The sequence below is a fragment of the Aquincola tertiaricarbonis genome (assembly GCF_000969605.1).
GTDB lineage: Bacteria > Pseudomonadota > Gammaproteobacteria > Burkholderiales > Burkholderiaceae_C > Aquincola > Aquincola tertiaricarbonis.
Genome location: NZ_JZUE01000004.1, coordinates 303,433 through 321,856, shown reverse-complemented (window position 1 = coordinate 321,856; position 18,424 = coordinate 303,433). Strand labels below are relative to the sequence as shown.

The following is an 18,424-nucleotide window of genomic DNA, read 5'->3' as shown; positions in this document are numbered from 1 at the left end:
CGCGACCGATGATGCAGACCGAAGCCCTGCAGCTCACCTACCAGGCACTGTGGCTGGTGCTGCTGCTGTCCGCCCCGCCAGTGATCGTGGCTGCGCTGGTCGGGCTGCTGATCGCCTTCCTGCAGGCGGCCACGCAGATCCAGGAGCAGACCTTCCAGTACGCGGCCAAGTTCTTCGCCATCGTGGTGACGATCTTCCTCACCGCCTCGCTGCTGGGCGGCACGCTGCTGCAGTACACCGACACGGTGATGAGCGGCTTCGCCGGCATGGTCAGGCGCTGAGCGCATGGGCCCGTTCGATGCCATCGGCCCGCTGGGCGATGCGGCGCTGCTGGTGGGCCTGGCCAGCACCCGCATCGCGGTGGCCTTCCTGCTGCTGCCGGTGCTGGCGCCCGACACGGTGCCGGCGCTGGTGCGCAATGCCATCTTCCTGTCGCTGGGCACGCTGACGCTGGCGCTGCAGCCCACGGTGGCGCTGGGCAGCTTCGGCGCCTGGCAGTGGCTGCTGCTGTTCGGGCGCGAGGCCGTGCTGGGCCTGGCGCTGGGCTTCGGCCTGGCGGCCTTCCTGTGGGCCTTCGAGGCCGCGGGCCAGATCGTCGACACCAAGGTGGCGGTGGGCAATGGCCAGCTGATGGACCCGATGTCGGGCCAGCAGGTGTCGGTCACCGGCGCGCTGCTGGGCCGGCTGGCCGGCTTCCTGTTCATGTTCGGCGGCGGCTTCATGCTGTTCATCGGCGTGCTGCTGGAGAGCTTCCGCGCCTGGCCGCTGGCCCAGCCCGGGCTGGTGCCGCGGCTGCAGGGGCTGTCGGTGTTCGAGGGCTACCTGCATGAGCTGATGGCGCTGGCCTTCCTGCTAGCCGCGCCGGCGCTGGTGGTGATGTTCGCGGTGGACCTGGCGCTGGGGCTGGTCAACCGCTTCGCGCCGCAGCTCAACGTCATCGCGCTGTCGATGTCGCTGAAGGCGCTGGCCGCCACCGCCATCTGGCTGCTGCTGCTGGGCACGCTGGTGCAGGGCTTCGCCGATGAACTCGCCCGGCGCATCGCCGCCGTGCTGCCCACGCTGGCGCGGCTGTTCGTCGCGCCCTGACCGGCGCCGACCGGCCGTGCGGCCGACCCCAGCTCGGGTGCGCCCCGGCATGCGCCGCGGCCGGCCGCATGCTCAAGTGCGGGCTTCCAAGAACACCTTCAGGAGCCTCGCCATGAACCTGTCCTCCGCCGGCGCCCAAGCGGCCGCATCGGCCGCCTACCGTGCCGCCGATGCCGGCAATCCCACCCACGCCGCCACCACGATGGTGGGCGGCAAGGTGCAGTTCGAGAACGACCGCTACCGCATCACGATGGACGACAACAACCAGGTGCACATCGCCAACAAGGCCACCGGCGAGGACTACCGCATCTGGGGCGACCCGCATGTGGAGATCGACGGCCGGCATGCCTTCGACTTCTGGGGCACCACCACCTTCGCACTGGACGACGGCACCAAGGTGACGATCGAGACCACGCCCTGGCAGGGCAGTGCCGAGGCCACGGTGTCGTCCAAGGTCACCATCACCAACGACGACTACGCGGTGCATGTCAGCGGCATCGACAGCAACACCCGCGGCGACCTGAAGTTCGAGGAAGCCACCGGCTGGGGCCGCCTGGCCGACCTGGCGGTGGACGACGGCAACGTGCTGCACGAGAACCGCTTCGGCAGCGGCTTCCTGGCACTGGACGGGGCTGGGCAGGTCCGCCGCGTCGACCAGCAGTACATCCACGAGACCGACCTGAAGAAGGGCGGCGCGCTGCAGGCGCAGTACGCCGAAGCCTTCCGGCAGATGGGCGGCCTGATGTCCATCCTCTTCCTTGGCGCGCTGGCGGGCGGCATGGAAGGGCAGGCCGAGGCCCGCTCGCGCCAGGGCTTCGTGCTCACGCACCGGCCGGAGACCACCGGCTGGTTCCGCGCCCATGCCGATTGACCGTCGCCCACCGCGCCCCGGCCACGCTGGGGTCCACCCCAGCTGGGGCGCGCCCGGGCTGTGCGCCGCCGGGCCGGCTGCCTAAGCTGGTCCGCCAGTACCTGGTGACGACATGAGCCTGCACGCCCTTTCCACGCTTTCACCCGCCGCTCCGGCCGCGGCGGCCCGGCTGTCGGCCGGCCATGGGTCGGCGGCGGTGTCGGCCCCGACGATCGAGCAGTGGCTGCTGGCCGACGACGGCGTGGGCGGCCTGCTGCTGCAGGCCGGACCGCGGTCGGCGCGGCTGTCGATCGACGCGATGGAGCGGCAGTTTGCCGCGGCCCTGCTGCCCACCGGCACCGAGGCGGGCCGCTGATGCATGGCGCCGAGCCGCTGTCGCTGCGCCCCGCGCCCGACTGGGCCGGCGCGGCCCAGCTGCTGATCGACGGCTGCGCGCATGCCGAAGGCGCGTCGGACCGGGTGGAGCTGCTGGAACGCCTGTGCGATGCCCTGGGCCAGCAGCTCTATCCGGCCTTCCTCAAGGTGCTGTGCGTGGTGGCCGAACATGGCAGCGGCGCGGCGCAGGCCGCGGTGGCGCAGGCCCTGGTGGACGCCTTGGCGCAGGGCCGCCTGCCCAGCGGCCGCCGGCCGGCGTGGGGTGCAGTGCCGGGCGCTCCAGGCGCGTTGCGGGGCGGCGGCGAGCCGCTGGGCCCCATCGAATACCTGTGTGCCTGGCAGGTGCAGGCCGATGGCCCGCCCTCGGCGCGGCAGGCCGCCTTCACCGCCTCGCTGGGCCGGCTGCTGGGGCTGCTGGCGCATGCCCCGCTGGCGCGCGAGGCCTACCGCGCGCGGCTGCGGATGGTGGCGCAGGACCCCATCAGCGGCGTGTTGTCGCGTGACACCCGCGCGGGGCTGCAGGCCCTGGCCGATGGCTGGCACGACGGCAGCGGGCCGGGCGCGGCCCAGGCGGTGCAGGCCTTCATGCAGTCCGTCGACGGTCGGCGACCGCCGCCTGCGGGCGGCCTGCTGCTGCGCTCAGCGTGAGCGCAGGCTGCGGCCGGGCTCGTGGGTGTGCTCCAGCCGCAGCAGCGTCTGCGGGCGGCCGCGGAACAGGCCCTGGAAGGACGGGCCGACGCGCCGGAAACCCCGGCCGCGGTAGAACGCCAGGGCCGCCGGCCAGGCCTCCGGCAGCTCCACGAACGAAGCCTGCAGCCGCCCGACCGCACATTCGAGCAGCGCCGTGCCCAGGCCCTGGTTGCGGTAGTCCGGCAACACGTCGAGCAGCACCACCTGTGCCTCGGCCAGTGCCACGAAGGCCACCGGCCGGCCGCGCGCGGTGTAGTAGGCCTGCACGCTGGACACCTCCAGCAGCTGCCGCCGCACGGCATGGGCGCAGCCGTACAGCGCCGCCATGCCGTGGCCGCTCAGCAGTTCGAACTCGCTCTTCTCCCAGACGTGCACCAGCTCGGCATGCTCGCTGGCCGGCACCGGCCGGATCGGTGACGCCAGGGTGTGTGTGACGGCGAACAACAGCAACTCCCTCAGTGAGAATGGTTCTCACTCTAGGCAACACCGGTCGCGGCCTGTATCGCCCCCATGGGGGTGCGCCTGTGGACTACGAGCGGGCCTACGGCCGGCGCCGGCGCGCCAGGGCGCCCACCAGCGCACCGCCGGCCAGCATCAGCGCATAGGTGCCCGGTTCGGGCACCGGGGAGGCGAACTGGGTGCTGCCGGGGCTGCCGATGGTGCCGGCGGCGGAGCGCCAGGAGCCTTCGCTGTCGCCGACGGCGGACAACACCCAGCCGGAGACCTGGTTGGCTCCCAGCACCGCGCTGCTGCCGGGCCGGCCGCTCACGTCGCTGGTGACCACCGACCTGTCGTAGGTCAGGCGGTCGACCAGCGTGCCGGCCGCGTCGAAGAGGTTGATCTCGTCGCCATTGCCCAGGTTGTTGGTGTAGTTGCCGATCACCTTGACGGTGGACGACAGGTTCCAGTCGCTGCGGAACACCGCGGCGTCGGCCTCGGTGATCAGCACCGATTCGCCGGCCGCCAGCGTGCCGAAGGCCGACAGGTCCAGCACGCCGGGCAGGCGCGATTCGTCGTCGAAGCTCCAGCCGGCCAGGTCGATGGCCTGGTTGCCCACGTTGGTGAACTCGACGAACTCGCCGACGCCGCCGCGGTACATCCATTCGGTGATGGCCACGCTGGGGGCCGCCTGGGCCGCGCCGGCGGCCAGCGACAGCAGCAAGGGCAGGGAAGTCTTCATGATGGTCTCGGAGTTGGTTTGCAGGAACCGGGTCGTGCTCAGCCGAGGCGGCGGCGCGCCGCCCAGCCGATGGCCGCCACGCCGCACAGCATCAGCGCATAGGTGGCCGGCTCAGGCACCGGCGCGGCCGTCAGCATGTAGATGTTGGGGGTCTCGTCGGTGAGGAAGATGGTGCCGTCGGCGGTGATGGTCACGCCTTCGGTGGTGCTGCTGATGGCGCTGAAGTCGAGGCTGCTGAGCACCACCCCGCTGCGCGAGACTTCCAGCAGCCGGCCCGATTCCTGGCTGAACACCAGCAGGTTGCCGGAGGTGGGCAGCACCTGCACGTCCGACAGGTCGAGCACGCCCAGGTTGGGCGTGAACAGGGAGGTCATCGTGTGCGTGCCGGCATCGAAGTCGATCTGGCCGAACTGCACCGCCTGCGGGCTCTTCTCCTTCACGGTGAAGTACTGGCCCGTGCTGCGCTCGTACGAGATGCCTTCCAGTCCGATGTTGCCCACGGTGTCGCCCAGCGACACCGACTTGAGGGCGCCGCGGGTGGCGGTGCCGTTGGCCTGGTAGGTGAGCTGGTACACGTCCTGCAGCCGTTCCTCGCCGACCACGAAGCGGCCCTGGCCGGTGTAGGTCAGCGCCTCGGTGTCGCTGAAGCCGGAAAGCCGCATGCTGCCCACCACCGCGCCGGTGGTGGTGACCTCGGTGATGTACTCGCCTTCGTCGCCCAGGACGAACAGCGTCTGCGTGTCCCAGTTCCAGGTGATGGCCGACGACTCCGAAGCGGTCGACGTCGGCAGCGCGAAGGTGGACGTGAGGCTGTAGCGCCCCAGGTCGAGTGCGGCCGACGCGGCGCCGGCGGTGCCGAGCAACAACGTGGCGACCAGGCCGGTGAGCGCACGGGCGGCGGGGGAACGTGAATTCATGGAACCTCCTGACGTTTTCCGTCAGCATGTCCCCGGTTCATGTCATGCGCGTGTCACTCAGCCCGGTGCGGCGCGCCCGCAGGAGTCCGCATGGCGCTGAACCATGCGGCGCATGGCGGTACTTGGCGCACGCTGAGCAGCGTCGCAGGCGGCTTCTGCCGCGCGGATTCCTAGCTGGTCGGCGGCAGCTCGATGCCCTTGAGCAGGTGGCGCATCGAATCGCCCACCTCTTCGCTGGTCGGCGACCGCGGCCGGCCGCTTTCGGCCAGGCGCCGGACCAGCAGCAGCAGCGAATCGATGTCGAACGGCTTGACCAGGAAGGCGTCGTAGTCGCGGCAGGCCTGGCGCACGATGGACTCGCTGGTGGCGCTCATGAACACGAACGGCAGCTCGCACAGCGCCGGATCGCGCCGCACGGCCGCGCACAGCTCGGCGCCGTTCATCGTCGGCATCATGAAGTCCGACAGGATCACGGCCGGCACTTCGCCGGCCAGGAAATCGAGCGCGGCCCGGCCATTGGAAACCGCATGGGTGCGAAAGCCCTCGGCCTCGAGCAGCAGCTGCAGCACTTCGCGATTCCCGAATTCATCCTCGACGATCAGAACCAGCTTCATCGAGACATCCCGGCTCAGTGGCTTGACGGTCGTTCGGCATCGAGCAGCGCGAGCTGCACATCCACCGAGGCCTGGCTGGGCTGCGTGCCGCGCACCTTGGCCACGCTCAGGGTGCGGCTTGCTTCAGTGGCACGGGCGGCGGCGTGGTGGCGGAACACGAAGGCGTTGTCGAACCGGCCGACCACGCCCTCGGCCAGGCCGGTGCCGCCGGCCACGGCCAACGCCGCGGGATCGACGGTGAACAGCGAGGTGACGCCGCGCTGCTTCAGCTCGGTCAGCAGCCGGCCCAGGAAGCGGTAGCCGCGCTCGGGGAAGGCCAGCGTGTCGGCCAGACCCTCGAGCCCGTCGACCACCACCCGCCGGATGTGGCGCTCGTCGACCAGCCGCAGCAGCTTGTGCCCCATCTCGTCCATCGACTCGTCCTCATGCCCCAGGTGTTCTATCGTCAGTGCGCCGGCATCCAGTGCCTGCCCCAGCCCCAGCCCCAGCTGGTCGCCGGTGCGGCGAAGGTCGCCGGCGAACTCGGTGCCGGCCAGCAGCAACCCTGGCTGCGACAGCGAGGAGGCCGCGGCGAAGGCCAGCGCCAGGGTGGTTTTCCCGGCCCCACTATGGCCGATCACCACGGAAGCGCTGCCGGCCAGCAGCCCGCCCGCGCGTAGGATGGCATCCCACGCCGGCAGGCCGGTGGACACCGCACCGCCGCCGAGCGTCGCCGGTTCGTCTCGCATCGGCAGGCTTTCCAGCCGCGGGAAGAACTGCAGCCCGCGCCGCGAGATGCAGAAGGTGTGGCTGCCGCGGATGATCTGGCTGCCGCGGAACTTGCGCACCTGCATGCGCCGTTCCGCCCGCCAATGGAAGCCGTGGTCCTCGAAGGTGAAGATGCCGTCCACCATCGTCTGCTCCGCGCTCAGGGCATTGCCGGTGCCGCTGGTCAGGATGAGGCAGGTGCAGGACATCGCGCTGACCAGGCTCTGCAGCTCGTGCACGAACTGGCGCACGCTGTCCCCGCTGAGGCCGCGCTGTTCCACCACCAGGCCGTCGATCACCAGCAAGGCGGCGCGGCTGCGCAGCAGCTCGCCCTGCAGCAGGCCGATCACGGCACGCAGCCCGCCCTGTTCCAGTTCGCCGTAGGCGCTGACATAGAACACGCTGGCATTGACATGCTGCTGCTCGAAGAACACCTGGTGCTCCATGTGCTGGAGCATGCGGGCATGGGATTCGGTGAGCATGGTCACGTACAGCGTGCGCTGCCTGCGCTGCACCAGCCCGTAGGCGATCTGGTTGGCCAGCGTGGTCTTGCCGACGCCGGGCGGGCCTTCGAAGATGTAGACGCCGCCTTCGAACAAGCCACCTTGCAGGATGTCGTCGAGTCCATCGATGGCGGTGGGCAGTCTTTTCAGTGTCATGGGTACGGCAGGCGCATCGGGTGGCCCAAAGTGTGACATGTCGCCGCGGCCCTGACGGCGGCGCGCCGGGAGGCGGCGAATGCAAAAGTCCGATTGATGCTTCCGAAGGAAGTATTGATTGGACCGTCGGCGCGGGCGATCCAATACTGGGAGTCCACCGCCCCACTCGAAGACGTCGCCAGACGCTGCACCCCCCTCGAAAGGAGACTGACCCATGACCGCTTTCCGCATCGCCGCCGGTGCCTTCCTGCTCAGCCTGTCGGCGCTGGCAGGGGCCCAGACCTATCCCGCCAAGTCCGTGCGCATCGTCGTGCCCTATGCGCCCGGCGGGGCCGTGGATGCGGTCACCCGCAAGATCGCGCAGAAGCTCACCGAGCAGACCGGGCAGACCTTCTACGTGGAGAACAAGGCCGGGGCCACCGGCACCATCGGCGCTTCGGAGGTGGCACGTTCGGCGCCGGACGGCTATACGCTGATGGCCAACGACAGCACCTACTCGCTGCTGCCTCACATCTTCAAGAAGCTGCCCTTCGACCACCGCGCGGACCTGGTGCCGGTCAGCACCTTCATGACGGCGCCGATGGCGCTGGTGGTGTCGCAGGACTCCAAGTACAAGACGCTGCAGGACCTGCTGGCCGCGGCCCGTGCCAACAAGGGCGGCCTGACCTACGGCACCGGCGGTGCAGGCACCACGCCGCATTTCTCGAGCGAGGCGCTGGGCATCGCCGCCGACGTGAAGTTCCTGCATGTGCCGTTCAAGGGCGCGGGCGAGGCGACGCTGGCGCTGCTGTCGGGCACCATCGATTTCCAGATGGCGTCCACGCCCGGCGTGATCGGCCAGGTCAAGGGCGGCAAGGCGCGCCTGCTGGCCATCAGCGGCGACAAGCGGGTGCCGTCGCTGGCCGACACGCCCACCTTCGCCGAGGCCGGGCTGAAGAACTTCAGCGTCATCCAGTTCTCCGGCCTGTGGGCCCCCAAGGGCACGCCCGCGCCGGTGATGGAGCGGCTGCAGAAGGAAGTGGCGGCGGCCGTGGCATCGGCCGACTTCAAGGCCTATGCGGACGGCCTGGGCGCGCAGCCGAACAGCGCCGGCACCGAGGTGTTCGCCCGGATGTTGAACGACAGCACCACCTACTGGGGCAAGGTGGCGGCACATTCGTCGTTCGAGAAGGAATGAGGTCGGCATCATGTTCCTGCTGAAGACCCCGGAAGTCCGCGATGCGGAAGTGTTCACTCGGCTGCCGGACGAATTCCGGCGCACCGGCGTGCGCTCCGCCTGGGCCGACGCGAACCGCGGCGGCGAGCCGGTGGACAGCTTCCTCGAGGCGCCGGTGTTCGACGCCGACGGCATGCTCTACGTGGCCGACATCCCGTTCGGCCGCGTGTTCCGCATCGACCCGCAAGGCCGCTGGAGCCTGGTCGCCGAATACGACGGCGAGCCCAACGGCATGAAGTTCCTGGATGCCCACACGCTGGTGGTGGCCGACTACAGGAACGGCCTGATGCGGATCGACGTGCGCAGCGGGCAGGTGACGCCCTTGCTGGAGCGGCGCAACTCCGAGCGCTTCAAGGGCCCCAACGACCTGTGCTTCGACCGCGGCGGCAACCTCTACTTCACCGACCAGGGGCAGACCGGCCTGCACGACCCGACCGGCCGTGTCTTCCGGCTGCGGCGCAACGGGCAGCTCGACCTGCTGCTGGACAACGTGCCCAGCCCGAACGGCCTGGTGCTGTCGGCCGACGAGCGCGTGCTGTTCGTGGCGGTCACACGGGCCAACCAGGTGTGGCGGGTGCCGCTGCAGGCCGATGGCAGCGTGTCGAAGGTCAGCGCGTTCTTCACCTCGTACGGACCGAGCGGCCCCGATGGCCTGGCGATGGACGAGCAGGGCCGGCTGGTGGTGGCCAATCCCGGCCTGGGCCTTGCCTGGGTGCTGAACCCGCGTGCCGAGCCGGTGCTGGTGCTGCGCAGCCCGGCGGGCGCATCGCTCACCAACGTGGCCTTTGGCGGCCCCGGGCGCCGCAGCCTGTTCTGCACCGAGTCGACCACCGGCTGCGTGCTGCACGCCGAAATGGACGCGGCCGGCCTTCCGGTGGCCAGCGGGGCCTGACTAGGCCCGACGGGTCTGGCCGACACGTCGGCCATGGATGCTTCAGCGCGCGGCGCTGAGCGCGCCGCTCAGCGCGGGCTTGCGCTCATCCAGGCTGAAGCCGCCACCGCCGAAGGCGACGAACTGCAGCAGGCCGCCGGCCATGGCCAGGTTCTTCAGGAAGTGGAACATCTGGTTCTGGTCGGCCAGGGCGCTGTGGAACAGCAGGGCCGAGACCACCGAGAAGGCCGCCAGCGCGGCCGCCACCCAGCGGGTGCGGTAGCCCAGCACCAGCAGCAGGCCGCCGCCCAGTTCGGCGATCAGCGCGCCGGCATAGGCCAGCTCCGGCAGCGGCAGGCCCACCGAGGCGATGTAGCCGATGGTGCCGCCCGGGGCCATCAGCTTGCCGAAGCCGCTGACCAGGAAGATGGCTGCGACGAGCAGGCGGGCCACCAGCGGCAGCACCGACAGCTGCAGGGAGGTGGACGAGTTGCGCGAGTAGGTCGATTGCATGAGGAAACTCCTTGAGGGATGGTGGGTTGCAGGGGGATCGGCTTGCTTGAATCCGATGGACGAAGCGTAGGAACAGGCGGCCTTGCCGGGAAGCCAGAACGTTTCGATGGCATCCATCTGCGGCGCCGATGGGTGCGCGGGCCGGGCCCGGCATTTGCTGGACGAGGCCCCGCCTTGCGATGGAGACCTGCGATGGAGACGCCCGTGCCCAAGCCCCTCATCAACCTGGCCGACGTCGAGTTCGACGACATCGAGGACAACGGCTACTACAGCTCGCGCAGGGCGCTGTTCAGCGCATCCATCGGCGCCCGGCAGCTGGGCTACAACCTGACCGAGCTGCCGCCGGGCAAGGCGCAGTGCCCCTTCCATGCGCACCGTGCCGAGGAGGAGGTGTTCGTCATCCTGGAAGGCGAGGGCGAGCTGCGCTTCGGCGACCAGCGCTTTGCGCTGCGGCCGCATGACGTGGTGGCCTGCCCCACCGGCGGGCCCGAGGTGGCGCACCAGATCATCAACACCGGCCGCGTGACCATGCGCTACCTGGCTTTGTCGAACCAGGCGGAGCTGGACGTATGCGAGTACCCCGATTCCGACAAGGTCGGCGTGTCCGCCCGCACGCCCGGAGCACCGCGGCTGCGCGGCCTGTACCGCCGCGGCGCGGCGGTGGACTACTACGACGGCGAGCGCACCGAGCCGCCCGACCCTTCGGGGTCGTGAAGGCGGGTGGCACCGGCCCGCAGGGCCCGCCGGGCCACCGCCAGCACGCCTTCGTCGTCCAGCTGGTAGTGGCGGTACAGATGGGTAGGGGGCGCGATCAGGCTGTACTCGTCCTGGATGCCATGGCGCACCAGGCGGGCGCCGGTGGGTTCCTCGGCCAGCACCTCGGCCACCGCCGCGCCCAGGCCGCCCAGCACGTTGTGCTCCTCCACCGTCAGCAGCACCGGTGAGCGGCGCGCGGCCCGCAGCACCGCGGCCCGGTCGAGCGGCTTGACGGTGGCCATGTCGATCACGCCCACCGACCGGCCTTCGGCCCGCAGCGTGCGCGCGGCCGAGAGCGCGGCCGCCAGCGGCAGGCCGCAGGCCACGATGGTGAGCTCTTCGCCGGTGCCATGCTCGATGGCCTGGCCGAAGACGAAGGGCGTGTCCGCGGGATACACCTGCGGCTCGCGACCGCGGCCGATGCGGAAGTAGATCGGCTGGGGCCAGTCCACCGACGCACGCACGGCCGCGGCCAGCTGCGCGCCATCGGCCGGCGACACGATGGTGAGCCCCGCGATGGAGCGCAGGCAGCCGATGTCCTCGGTGGCATGGTGGGAGGTGCCATAGAAGCCCAGCGAGATGCCGGTGTGGTGGCCGATCAGCCGCACCGGCAGGCCGCAGTAGGCCACGTCCATGCGGATCTGCTCGCAGCACAGCAGCGCCATGAAGGATGCGAAGGTGGCCACGAAGGGCATGTGGCCTGTGGTGGCCAGGCCGGCCGCGGCCGACACCATGTTCTGCTCGGAGATGCCGAACTGGATGTAGCGCTCCGGGTGCCGTGCGGCGAAGCGGTCCAGGCCGTTGGAGTACTGCAGGTCGGCCGAGCCGGCCAGCACTGGATGGCCCTGGCGCACCAGGTCGTCCAGGGCGTCCGACAGGGCCGACAGGCCCGGGTTCAACGCGTTCAGCGCGCGGTATTGCCAGCTGTCGGGCGAGCGCAAGGGGGTGGTCATGTCAGATCTCGGTGGCGTTGATTTCGGCGATGGCCAGCGCGGCGTCCTCGGGGGCGAGGTAGCCGAGGTGCCAGCCGGGTTCGGTCTCCATGTGGCGCACGCCCTTGCCCTTGACGGTGTGGGCGATGACGCAGGCCGGCTGTTCGCGCGTGGTGTCAGCCTTCAGCGCGCGCAGCAGCGGCACCAGGGCGGCCAGGTCATGGCCGTCCACCTCGTGCACCTGCCAGCCGAAGGACCGCCACTTGTCGGCCAGCGACTCCACGCCGATGACCTCGTCCACCCGCCCGTCGAGCTGCCAGCCATTGCGGTCCACGACGGCCACCAGGCGTGACAGCCGGTAGTGGGCGGCGAACAGCGCCGCCTCCCACACCTGGCCCTCCTGCATTTCGCCGTCGCCCAGCATCACGAAGGTGTGGAAGCCGCGCCCGGCGCTGCGGCCGCCCAGCGCAATGCCCGCACCGTTGGACAGCGCATGGCCGATGGAGCCGGAGCTGAAGTCGATGCCCGGCACCTTGCGCATGTCCGGGTGGTCGCCCAGCGGGTTGCCCAGCCGGGTGTAGCCGTCCAGCGTCGTGCTGTCGATGAAGCCATGGTCGGCCAGGATGGGAAACAGGCCCACCGCCGCATGGCCCTTGCCCATCAGGAAGCGGTCGCGGTCCGGCCAGCCGGGCTCGCCGGGGTGCAGGGCCATCACGTCGTAGTACAGGGCCGCGAAGATCTCCGCAGCCGAGAAGACCGAGCTGTAGTGCCCCACCTTGGCGATCTCGATCAGCCGGATGGTCTCCAGCCGCACGAAGCGGGCCTTGTCGCGCAGCCGCTGGTGCTCGGCAGAGGTGAGGGAAGGTCGGGCGGCCGACGGCGGGGGCGGCGGCGCAAGAGGTGTGTGCATCGGCATGGGTTGGGTCCTGCTGGAAAAAAGCGCTTGTCGCAGCGCCTGGGCAACTATAGGATATATCCTGTAGCTTGCGAAGAACGAATCTGCCCGCTGCCGCCAATCCTTTCCGTGGAGCCGTCATGCCTCTTGCCTTGCGCCGCCGCCTGCCCAGGCTTCTTCCATTGCTGGTGTGCTGTTTCGCCACCGGTCTTCCCGCGGCCGCCGCACGGGCGGCCGACCTCACGGTGGTCGCCTTCGGCGGTGCCTTGCAGGAGGCCTTCCGCAAGGCCTACTTCGAGCCTTACCGGCGCCAGGCTGGCGCGGTGCTGGTGGAGGACAGCTACACCGGCGGCTTCGCGCGCCAGAAGGCGATGGTCGAGACCGGACAGGTCACCTGGGACCTGGTGCAGATGGACGAGAACGAGATGACCGCCGCCTGCGAGCAGGGCCTCCTGGAGCCCATCGACAGGCAGCGCCTGCCGCATGCGCGGGAGGTGATGGACAAGGCCTTCGCCCGCTGCGGCGTGGGCGCCTTCGTGTGGTCCAAGGTGGTGGCCTACGACAGCCGCCGGTTCGGGGAGCAGGGGCCGCGCAGCTGGGCCGACCTGTGGAACGTGGAGCGCTGGCCGGGCAAGCGCGGCCTGCGCAAGCAGCCGCGCATGACGCTGGAGATCGCGCTGCTGGCCGATGGCGTGCCGCCGACGTCGGTGTACACGGTGCTGGCCACGCGCGCTGGCCAGGACCGCGCCTTTGCCAAGCTGGAAGCGCTGCGGCCGCACATCGTCTGGTGGGAGTCGGGCGCCCAGCCGCTGGAATGGCTGGACAACGGCTCGGTGGCCGTCACGGCCGCATACAGCGGACGCATCGCCGCGGCCAACCAGCAGGGCAAGCGCTTTGCATCGAGCTGGCAGCAGCAGCTCTACAGCATGGACTACTGGACGCTGGTCAAGGGCAGCCCGCATGCAGCCCGCGCCTATGAGCTGCTGGACCTGATGCTCACCGCCGAACGGCAAGTGGCCTTTGCCGAGCAGGTGCCCTATGGCCTGACCAACCTGCGCGCCAGCGACCGGCTGCCGCCGCGCCTGAGGCCGCTGCTGCCCACCGAGCCGCGCAACCTGGAAGGCGCGGTGCAGCTCGACACGGCCTTCTGGGTGGACCATGAAGAGGAGCTGCTGCAGCGCTTCACGCGCTGGGTGGCCCGCAACTGAAGGAGGCAACGGCCATGTCCTCGCCTTCTCTTGCCCTGTCCGCCGCGGGCGCCGCGACTGCAGAAGCGGCTACTTCCCCGCTGCAGGGGCAGCGGCTGCAGCAGGCCGTGCGGCGCGCCGAGGCGCCCGGCCGGCTGGTTTCGCTGCTGCTGGTGCTGCCGCTGCTGCTGTACGGCGCCGTGTTCTTCCTCGTGCCGCTGGCCATGATGGTGCACCGCGCGGTGGCCAATCCCGAAGTGCAGGAGGCGCTGCCGCGCACCGCCGTGGCGCTGGCCGGCTGGGCGACCGAGGGCGGCGCCGCATCGGACGGGCCGCCGCCCGCGGCGGCCGCGGCCCTGGTGCAGGAGCTGCAGCAGGGCGCCGGCAGCCGGCAGCTGGGCGAGCTGGCGCGCCGCCTGAACTACGAGCAGGCGGGCTACCGCACGCTGGTCATCAAGACGGCCCGCCAGGCCGCGGCGCTGCCGGCGCCGCCGCCCGATGCCGCGTCCTGGCTGGCCGGCGTGGACGAGCGCTGGGCCGAACCCGCGCCGTGGCGCGCCCTGCAGCGGGCCGCCTCGCCCTGGACGGCCTACTACCTGCTGAGCGCGCTCGACCTTCGGCAGGACGATGCCGGCCGCATCGTGCAGGCGCCGGCCGACCAGCGCATCTACCTCGACGTGGTGCTGCGCACGCTGGGCATCGCCGGCGGTGTGACGCTGTGCTGCGTGCTGCTGGGCTATCCGCTGGCCGCGCTGCTGGTGCGCGCGCCGCGGAAGTTCGCACTGCTGCTTACGCTGGCCATCCTGCTGCCGTTCTGGACATCGCTGCTGGCGCGCACCACGGCCTGGATCGTGGTGCTGCAGGAAAACGGCCTGGTCAACGGCCTGCTGCAGGCGCTGGGCCTGGTGTCGCGTCCGTTGACGCTGGTGTTCAACGCGACCGGGCTGTACATCGTGATGGTGCACATCCTGCTGCCCTTCACCGTGCTGCCGATCTACAGCAGCCTCAAGGGCATTCCGCCGCACCTGATGCGCGCATCCGCCTCGCTGGGGGCGCATCCGGTGCGTGGCTTCCTGGCCGTGGTGCTGCCGCTGAGCATGCCCGGCGTGGCCGCCGGCGCGCTGCTGACCTTCATCGTGGCCGCGGGCTACTACATCACGCCATCGCTGGTGGGCAGCGCCCGCGAGCAGATGCTGGGCTACTTCGTGGCCTTCTACGCCAACAACACGGTGAACTGGGGCATGGCCTCGGCCTTGGGCCTGGTGCTGCTGGCCTGCGTGGGCGCCGTCTATGTGGTGGCCGCCTCCACGCTGGGCGTGCGCCAGCTGGCGGGGCTGAAGTGAGCAGGCCGCCCATGCTGCACCACCGTCTGGCCCGCGCGGCCACCGCGCTGCATGCCGCCTATGGCGTGCTGATGATCGTCTTCCTGCTGGCGCCGCTGCTGGCCATGGTGCCGCTGTCCTTCAGCGCCGGTTCGTTCCTGTCGTATCCGCTGCCGGGCTGGTCGCTGCAGTGGTATCGCAAGGTGTTCAGCGAAGGGCCCTGGGTGGCAGCCCTGGCCAACAGCCTGGTGGTGGGCCTGGCGTCCACCGTACTGGCCACCGCACTGGGCACCGCGGCGGCCTTCGCCATCGCGCGGCGCAACCTGCCGGTGCGCCGCTCGCTGCTGGGCCTGCTGCTGGCGCCAATGATCGTGCCGCCAGTCATCACCGGCCTGGGCATGTACTTCCTGTTCAGCCGGCTGGGGCTGACCGCATCGCTGCCCGGCCTGGTGCTGGCGCACACGGTGCTGGCCACGCCCTTCGTGGTGATCACCGTCACCGCCACGCTGCAGCAGTTCGACATGAACCTGCTGCGCGCGGCCTACAGCCTGGGCGCGCCGCCGTGGCGCGCCTTCGCCGGCGTGGCGGTGCCATGCATCCTGCCGGGCATCGTGTCGGGCGCGCTGTTTGCGTTCATCACCTCGTTCGACGAGGTGGTGGTGGCGATCTTCATCGCCGGGCCGGCCCAGCGCACGCTGCCGCGGCAGATGTTCGACGGCATCCGCGACACCATCGACCCGTCGATCATCGCCATGTCCACCTTCCTGATGGTGGTGGCCGCAATGGCGGTCGGGCTGTCGGCCTGGCTGTCCTCGCGTGCCGCCCCTTCCCAACGAGCCTCCGTGCCTGCCACCCCATGAACCACCCGCCCTCCGACGGCATCGCCTACACCGGCGGCCGCTACCTGCCGCTGGCCGAGGCCAGCATCCCGATGACCGACCGCGGCTTCGTACGCTCCGACGCCACCTACGACGTGGCCCATGTGCACCAGGGCCGCTTCTTCCGGCTGGACGACCACATCGAGCGCTTCTTCTGGTCGATGTCGCAGCTGCGCATGTCGCTGCCGCTGGATGCCGCAGCGGTACGCGAGATCCTGCTGCAATGCGTGGCCCGCAGCGGCCTGCGCGAGGCCTATGTGCAGATGACCTGCACCCGCGGCGTGCCGCCGCCGGGTTCCCGCGATCCTCGGGCCTGCACCAACCGCTTCCATGCCTTCTGCCAGCCCTTCGTGTGGATCGCCACGCCGCAGCAGCAGGAGGCCGGCATTGCCATGGTGGTGAGCCGGGTGCAGCGCATTCCGGCGGCCTCGGTGGACACGCGGGTGAAGAACTTCCACTGGCTGGACCTCACCATGGGCATCTTCGAGGCCTATGACCGGGGCGCGCTGGTGGCGGTGCTGGTGGACGGCCAGGGCCAGGTCACCGAAGGCGCGGGCTTCAACGTCTTCGCGGTGGCCGGCGGCCAGCTGCACACGCCGGGGCACAACGTGTTCGAGGGCATGACCCGCCGCACCGTGCTGGAGCTGGCGCCTCATCTGGGACTGCAGGCGCGGGTGGGACCGGTGTCGGTGGTCGCGCTGCAGGCGGCCGACGAGGTCTTCATCACCAGTACCGCGGGCGGCGTGATGCCGGTCACCCGCCTGGACGGCCATGCCGTGGGCAGCGGCCGGCCGGGGCCGGTCACCCGCGCGGTGCAGTCAGCCTACTGGCAGCGCGCCGCCAGCGATCCCCGCTGCACCGCGGTGGACTACACCGCCTTCGAAGCAGGAGCCTGCGCATGATCCTCGTCACCGGAGGCACCCATGGCATCGGGGCGGCCATCGTCCAGCAGCTGGCGGCCCAGGGCCGGCCGGTGCTGTTCACCGGCCGCGACGAAGCGGCCGGCGCCCAGGTACAAGCCGCCGCGGCCGGCAGCCGCTTCTTCATGGCCGACATGGCGCGGCCCGAGCAGGCCAGTGCCGCGCTGGCCGAGGCGCTGCAGCTGGGCGGCGGCCGCCTGGAAGGTTTGGTGAACAACGCCGGCGTGTCCTCGCGCCGCGCCTTCCTCGACACCGACCTGGATGAATGGGACCGGGTCATGGCGGTCAACACCCGCGCCGTGTTCCAGCTCACGCGGGAGGCCTTGCCCGCGCTGCTGGACTGCGGCGGCGCGGTGGTCAACGTGGCCTCCATCGCCGGCAAGGTGGGCGAGGAAGGCCTGGCCACCTACTGCGCCAGCAAGGGCGCGGTGATCGCGCTGACGCAGGCGCTGGCGCTGGAGTTCGGCGACCGCGTGCGCTTCAACGCGGTGTGCCCTGGCCAGATCGGCACGCGGATGATGTCCCGCGTGGTGGCGGATGCCCAGCGGCTGCAGCGCCTGGTGCGTCGCATCCCGGCCGGCCGCCTGGGCGAGCCGCAGGAGGTGGCGCGCACCGTGGCCTGGCTGCTGTCGGCCGAGGCCAGCTTCATCAATGGCGCCGTGCTGTCCATCGATGGCGGCGAGACCGCGGGCTACCGCACCCCGGCCTGAAGGAGCCCCAATCCATGCTTCCCGTCCTCTACACCGAAGCCCACCGCCAGCACGAGCCGGGCTTCTTCTTCGTGGCCGGTCGCTTCCAACCGGCGCAGGAGCGCATCGATCGTGCCGAGCAGCTGCGCGATGCCGCCGTTGCCGCCGGCTGCACCCTGGCGTCGGCCACCGACCATGGCCTGGCGCCGGTGGCTGCGGTGCACACGCCCGACTACCTGTGCTTCCTGGAGGAGGCGCACTCCCGCTGGTCCGACATCGCGAATGCGGCGCCCGAGGTGGTGCCCAACGTGTTCGCGGTGCCCGGCCTGCAGCACGGCTATCCGCAGCGGGTGGTGGGCCAGGCCGGCTACCACATGCAGGACCTGGCATCGCCCATCGGCCCCGGCACCTGGGCCGCGGCCCGAGCCTCCGCCAACCTGGCCGCCGATGCGGCGCACCGGGTAGTGCAGGGCGCGCCGGCGGCCTATGCCATCTGCCGGCCGCCCGGCCACCATGCCTACAAGGAGCGTGGCGGCGGCGTGTGCTACCTCAACAATGCCGCCATCGCAGCCGAGGTGCTGCGGGCCGATGCCCGGCGCGTGGCCATCATCGACATCGACGTGCACCACGGCAACGGCACCCAGGGCATCTTCTACGAGCGCAGCGACGTCTACTTCGTCTCCCTGCACCGCGACCCGCTGAATTACCACCCGTACTTCTGCGGCTATGCGCAGGAGCGCGGGGCCGGCGCGGGCCTGGGCTACAACCTCAACCTGCCGCTGCCCGCCGACACCGGCGACGACACCTACCTGCTGGCCCTGGAACAGGCCTGCCGCCGCATCCGCGCCTTCAGCCCCGATGCGCTGGTGATCTCGCTGGGCCTGGATGCGCACGAGAACGACCCGTTCCAGGGCCTGCGCATCACCACCGACGGCTTCGGCCGCATCGGCCGCCGCCTGGGGCAGCTCGGGCTGCCGACGGTGATGGTGCAGGAGGGCGGCTACGACTGCACGCACATCGGCGCCAACCTCGTGCGCTTCCTCCAGGGCTTCACCGCGCCACGCACCGGCTGAAGCCCGCCGCCGCGGCAGCTGCCGCGGCGCTCC

At 70.7% G+C, this 18,424-nt stretch carries 22 protein-coding genes; 14 read left to right on the top strand and 8 right to left on the bottom strand.

Annotated features, from left to right (window positions below; all coding sequences use genetic code 11):
- Positions 1-8 precede the first annotated feature (8 nt).
- From sctS to VO99_RS07230, 5 genes are all read left to right on the top strand, one after another.
- On the top strand, positions 9-281 hold the full coding sequence (gene sctS / locus VO99_RS07250; protein WP_046112110.1) for a type III secretion system export apparatus subunit SctS: 273 nt from the start codon (positions 9-11) through the stop codon (positions 279-281).
- Between the two features lie 4 nt (positions 282-285).
- Complete coding sequence (gene sctT, locus VO99_RS07245; protein ID WP_046112109.1) at positions 286-1,086, top strand: type III secretion system export apparatus subunit SctT; 801 nt, start codon at positions 286-288, stop codon at positions 1,084-1,086.
- Positions 1,087-1,198: 112 nt separating this feature from the next.
- A complete protein-coding gene (locus tag VO99_RS07240; RefSeq protein WP_052736159.1) occupies positions 1,199-1,957 on the top strand; it encodes a DUF1521 domain-containing protein in 759 nt (252 codons plus the stop codon).
- Positions 1,958-2,069: 112 nt separating this feature from the next.
- Positions 2,070-2,312 (top strand): hypothetical protein, encoded by a 243-nt coding sequence (locus tag VO99_RS07235; RefSeq protein ID WP_046112108.1) that lies wholly within the window; start codon positions 2,070-2,072, stop codon positions 2,310-2,312.
- On the top strand, positions 2,312-2,980 hold the full coding sequence (locus tag VO99_RS07230; RefSeq protein ID WP_046112107.1) for a hypothetical protein: 669 nt from the start codon (positions 2,312-2,314) through the stop codon (positions 2,978-2,980). The genes VO99_RS07235 and VO99_RS07230 overlap by 1 nt, the downstream gene beginning before the upstream one ends.
- Here VO99_RS07230 and VO99_RS28670 read toward each other — a convergent pair.
- From VO99_RS28670 to VO99_RS07205, 5 genes are all read right to left on the bottom strand, one after another.
- Positions 2,972-3,466 carry a GNAT family N-acetyltransferase gene (locus VO99_RS28670; RefSeq protein ID WP_157039474.1) on the bottom strand — a complete coding sequence of 165 codons (495 nt, stop codon included), beginning with the start codon at positions 3,464-3,466 and terminating at the stop codon, positions 2,972-2,974. The genes VO99_RS07230 and VO99_RS28670 overlap by 9 nt on opposite strands.
- 97 nt (positions 3,467-3,563) lie before the next feature.
- Positions 3,564-4,202 carry a lamin tail domain-containing protein gene (locus VO99_RS07220; protein ID WP_046112189.1) on the bottom strand — a complete coding sequence of 213 codons (639 nt, stop codon included), beginning with the start codon at positions 4,200-4,202 and terminating at the stop codon, positions 3,564-3,566.
- A 38-nt stretch (positions 4,203-4,240) separates the two neighbouring features.
- Positions 4,241-5,119 carry an SdiA-regulated domain-containing protein gene (locus VO99_RS07215; RefSeq protein ID WP_052736157.1) on the bottom strand — a complete coding sequence of 293 codons (879 nt, stop codon included), beginning with the start codon at positions 5,117-5,119 and terminating at the stop codon, positions 4,241-4,243.
- A gap of 170 nt (positions 5,120-5,289) precedes the next feature.
- On the bottom strand, positions 5,290-5,733 hold the full coding sequence (locus VO99_RS07210; protein ID WP_052736156.1) for a response regulator: 444 nt from the start codon (positions 5,731-5,733) through the stop codon (positions 5,290-5,292).
- A gap of 14 nt (positions 5,734-5,747) precedes the next feature.
- Positions 5,748-7,139 (bottom strand): RAD55 family ATPase, encoded by a 1,392-nt coding sequence (locus tag VO99_RS07205; protein ID WP_052736155.1) that lies wholly within the window; start codon positions 7,137-7,139, stop codon positions 5,748-5,750.
- Between the two features lie 214 nt (positions 7,140-7,353).
- Between VO99_RS07205 and VO99_RS07200 the strand changes: the two genes are divergently transcribed.
- Together VO99_RS07200 and VO99_RS07195 are read left to right on the top strand one after the other, a co-directional pair.
- On the top strand, positions 7,354-8,316 hold the full coding sequence (locus tag VO99_RS07200) for a Bug family tripartite tricarboxylate transporter substrate binding protein (RefSeq protein ID WP_046112106.1): 963 nt from the start codon (positions 7,354-7,356) through the stop codon (positions 8,314-8,316).
- Positions 8,317-8,326: 10 nt separating this feature from the next.
- The gene (locus VO99_RS07195) at positions 8,327-9,247 is read left to right on the top strand and encodes an SMP-30/gluconolactonase/LRE family protein (protein ID WP_046112105.1); all 921 of its coding nucleotides are present in this window, start codon (positions 8,327-8,329) and stop codon (positions 9,245-9,247) included.
- Between the two features lie 42 nt (positions 9,248-9,289).
- On the opposite strand, the gene VO99_RS07190 is transcribed toward VO99_RS07195, so the two are convergent.
- The gene (locus VO99_RS07190) at positions 9,290-9,739 is read right to left on the bottom strand and encodes a DoxX family protein (RefSeq protein WP_046112104.1); all 450 of its coding nucleotides are present in this window, start codon (positions 9,737-9,739) and stop codon (positions 9,290-9,292) included.
- 204 nt (positions 9,740-9,943) lie between these two features.
- On the opposite strand from VO99_RS07190, the gene VO99_RS07185 reads away from it, so the two are divergent.
- A complete protein-coding gene (locus VO99_RS07185; RefSeq protein ID WP_198156888.1) occupies positions 9,944-10,453 on the top strand; it encodes a cupin domain-containing protein in 510 nt (169 codons plus the stop codon).
- On the opposite strand, the gene VO99_RS07180 is transcribed toward VO99_RS07185, so the two are convergent.
- Entirely contained in the window at positions 10,408-11,448 is a 1,041-nt protein-coding gene (locus VO99_RS07180; protein WP_046112102.1) for a transketolase family protein, read from the bottom strand. The genes VO99_RS07185 and VO99_RS07180 overlap by 46 nt on opposite strands.
- Position 11,449: 1 nt before the next feature.
- The gene (locus VO99_RS07175; protein ID WP_375136382.1) at positions 11,450-12,343 is read right to left on the bottom strand and encodes a transketolase; all 894 of its coding nucleotides are present in this window, start codon (positions 12,341-12,343) and stop codon (positions 11,450-11,452) included.
- Between the two features lie 119 nt (positions 12,344-12,462).
- On the opposite strand from VO99_RS07175, the gene VO99_RS07170 reads away from it, so the two are divergent.
- From VO99_RS07170 to VO99_RS07145, 6 genes are read left to right on the top strand one after another with little or no spacing between them, the layout of a single operon-like run.
- Positions 12,463-13,530 carry an ABC transporter substrate-binding protein gene (locus tag VO99_RS07170; protein ID WP_046112101.1) on the top strand — a complete coding sequence of 356 codons (1,068 nt, stop codon included), beginning with the start codon at positions 12,463-12,465 and terminating at the stop codon, positions 13,528-13,530.
- Positions 13,531-13,544: 14 nt separating this feature from the next.
- The gene (locus tag VO99_RS07165; RefSeq protein ID WP_083440419.1) at positions 13,545-14,852 is read left to right on the top strand and encodes an ABC transporter permease; all 1,308 of its coding nucleotides are present in this window, start codon (positions 13,545-13,547) and stop codon (positions 14,850-14,852) included.
- An 11-nt stretch (positions 14,853-14,863) separates the two neighbouring features.
- On the top strand, positions 14,864-15,691 hold the full coding sequence (locus tag VO99_RS07160) for an ABC transporter permease (protein ID WP_046112100.1): 828 nt from the start codon (positions 14,864-14,866) through the stop codon (positions 15,689-15,691).
- Positions 15,688-16,611 carry an aminotransferase class IV gene (locus tag VO99_RS07155; RefSeq protein WP_046112099.1) on the top strand — a complete coding sequence of 308 codons (924 nt, stop codon included), beginning with the start codon at positions 15,688-15,690 and terminating at the stop codon, positions 16,609-16,611. The genes VO99_RS07160 and VO99_RS07155 overlap by 4 nt, the downstream gene beginning before the upstream one ends.
- Positions 16,608-17,339, top strand: coding sequence for an SDR family NAD(P)-dependent oxidoreductase (locus tag VO99_RS07150; RefSeq protein WP_052736153.1), 732 nt, complete (start codon positions 16,608-16,610; stop codon positions 17,337-17,339). Before VO99_RS07155 ends, VO99_RS07150 begins: the two co-directional genes overlap by 4 nt.
- Before the next feature lie 14 nt (positions 17,340-17,353).
- A complete protein-coding gene (locus VO99_RS07145; RefSeq protein WP_046112098.1) occupies positions 17,354-18,391 on the top strand; it encodes a histone deacetylase family protein in 1,038 nt (345 codons plus the stop codon).
- Positions 18,392-18,424 lie beyond the last annotated feature (33 nt).

Bases quoted from the DNA above. Each gene is read 5' to 3' on its own strand.
- VO99_RS07160 (WP_046112100.1), top strand. From the start codon at position 14,864: ATGCTGCACCACCGTCTGGCCCGCGCGGCCACCGCGCTGCATGCCGCC.
- VO99_RS07165 (WP_083440419.1), top strand. From the start codon at position 13,545: ATGTCCTCGCCTTCTCTTGCCCTGTCCGCCGCGGGCGCCGCGACTGCA.
- VO99_RS07200 (WP_046112106.1), top strand. From the start codon at position 7,354: ATGACCGCTTTCCGCATCGCCGCCGGTGCCTTCCTGCTCAGCCTGTCG.
- VO99_RS07215 (WP_052736157.1), bottom strand. From the start codon at position 5,119: ATGAATTCACGTTCCCCCGCCGCCCGTGCGCTCACCGGCCTGGTCGCC.
- VO99_RS07175 (WP_375136382.1), bottom strand. From the start codon at position 12,343: ATGCCGATGCACACACCTCTTGCGCCGCCGCCCCCGCCGTCGGCCGCC.
- sctT (WP_046112109.1), top strand. From the start codon at position 286: ATGGGCCCGTTCGATGCCATCGGCCCGCTGGGCGATGCGGCGCTGCTG.
- VO99_RS07180 (WP_046112102.1), bottom strand. From the start codon at position 11,448: ATGACCACCCCCTTGCGCTCGCCCGACAGCTGGCAATACCGCGCGCTG.
- VO99_RS07205 (WP_052736155.1), bottom strand. From the start codon at position 7,139: ATGACACTGAAAAGACTGCCCACCGCCATCGATGGACTCGACGACATC.
- sctS (WP_046112110.1), top strand. From the start codon at position 9: ATGATGCAGACCGAAGCCCTGCAGCTCACCTACCAGGCACTGTGGCTG.
- VO99_RS07155 (WP_046112099.1), top strand. From the start codon at position 15,688: ATGAACCACCCGCCCTCCGACGGCATCGCCTACACCGGCGGCCGCTAC.
- VO99_RS07170 (WP_046112101.1), top strand. From the start codon at position 12,463: ATGCCTCTTGCCTTGCGCCGCCGCCTGCCCAGGCTTCTTCCATTGCTG.
- VO99_RS07210 (WP_052736156.1), bottom strand. From the start codon at position 5,733: ATGAAGCTGGTTCTGATCGTCGAGGATGAATTCGGGAATCGCGAAGTG.
- VO99_RS07195 (WP_046112105.1), top strand. From the start codon at position 8,327: ATGTTCCTGCTGAAGACCCCGGAAGTCCGCGATGCGGAAGTGTTCACT.
- VO99_RS07235 (WP_046112108.1), top strand. From the start codon at position 2,070: ATGAGCCTGCACGCCCTTTCCACGCTTTCACCCGCCGCTCCGGCCGCG.
- VO99_RS07220 (WP_046112189.1), bottom strand. From the start codon at position 4,202: ATGAAGACTTCCCTGCCCTTGCTGCTGTCGCTGGCCGCCGGCGCGGCC.
- VO99_RS07230 (WP_046112107.1), top strand. From the start codon at position 2,312: ATGCATGGCGCCGAGCCGCTGTCGCTGCGCCCCGCGCCCGACTGGGCC.
- VO99_RS07190 (WP_046112104.1), bottom strand. From the start codon at position 9,739: ATGCAATCGACCTACTCGCGCAACTCGTCCACCTCCCTGCAGCTGTCG.
- VO99_RS07145 (WP_046112098.1), top strand. From the start codon at position 17,354: ATGCTTCCCGTCCTCTACACCGAAGCCCACCGCCAGCACGAGCCGGGC.
- VO99_RS07240 (WP_052736159.1), top strand. From the start codon at position 1,199: ATGAACCTGTCCTCCGCCGGCGCCCAAGCGGCCGCATCGGCCGCCTAC.
- VO99_RS07150 (WP_052736153.1), top strand. From the start codon at position 16,608: ATGATCCTCGTCACCGGAGGCACCCATGGCATCGGGGCGGCCATCGTC.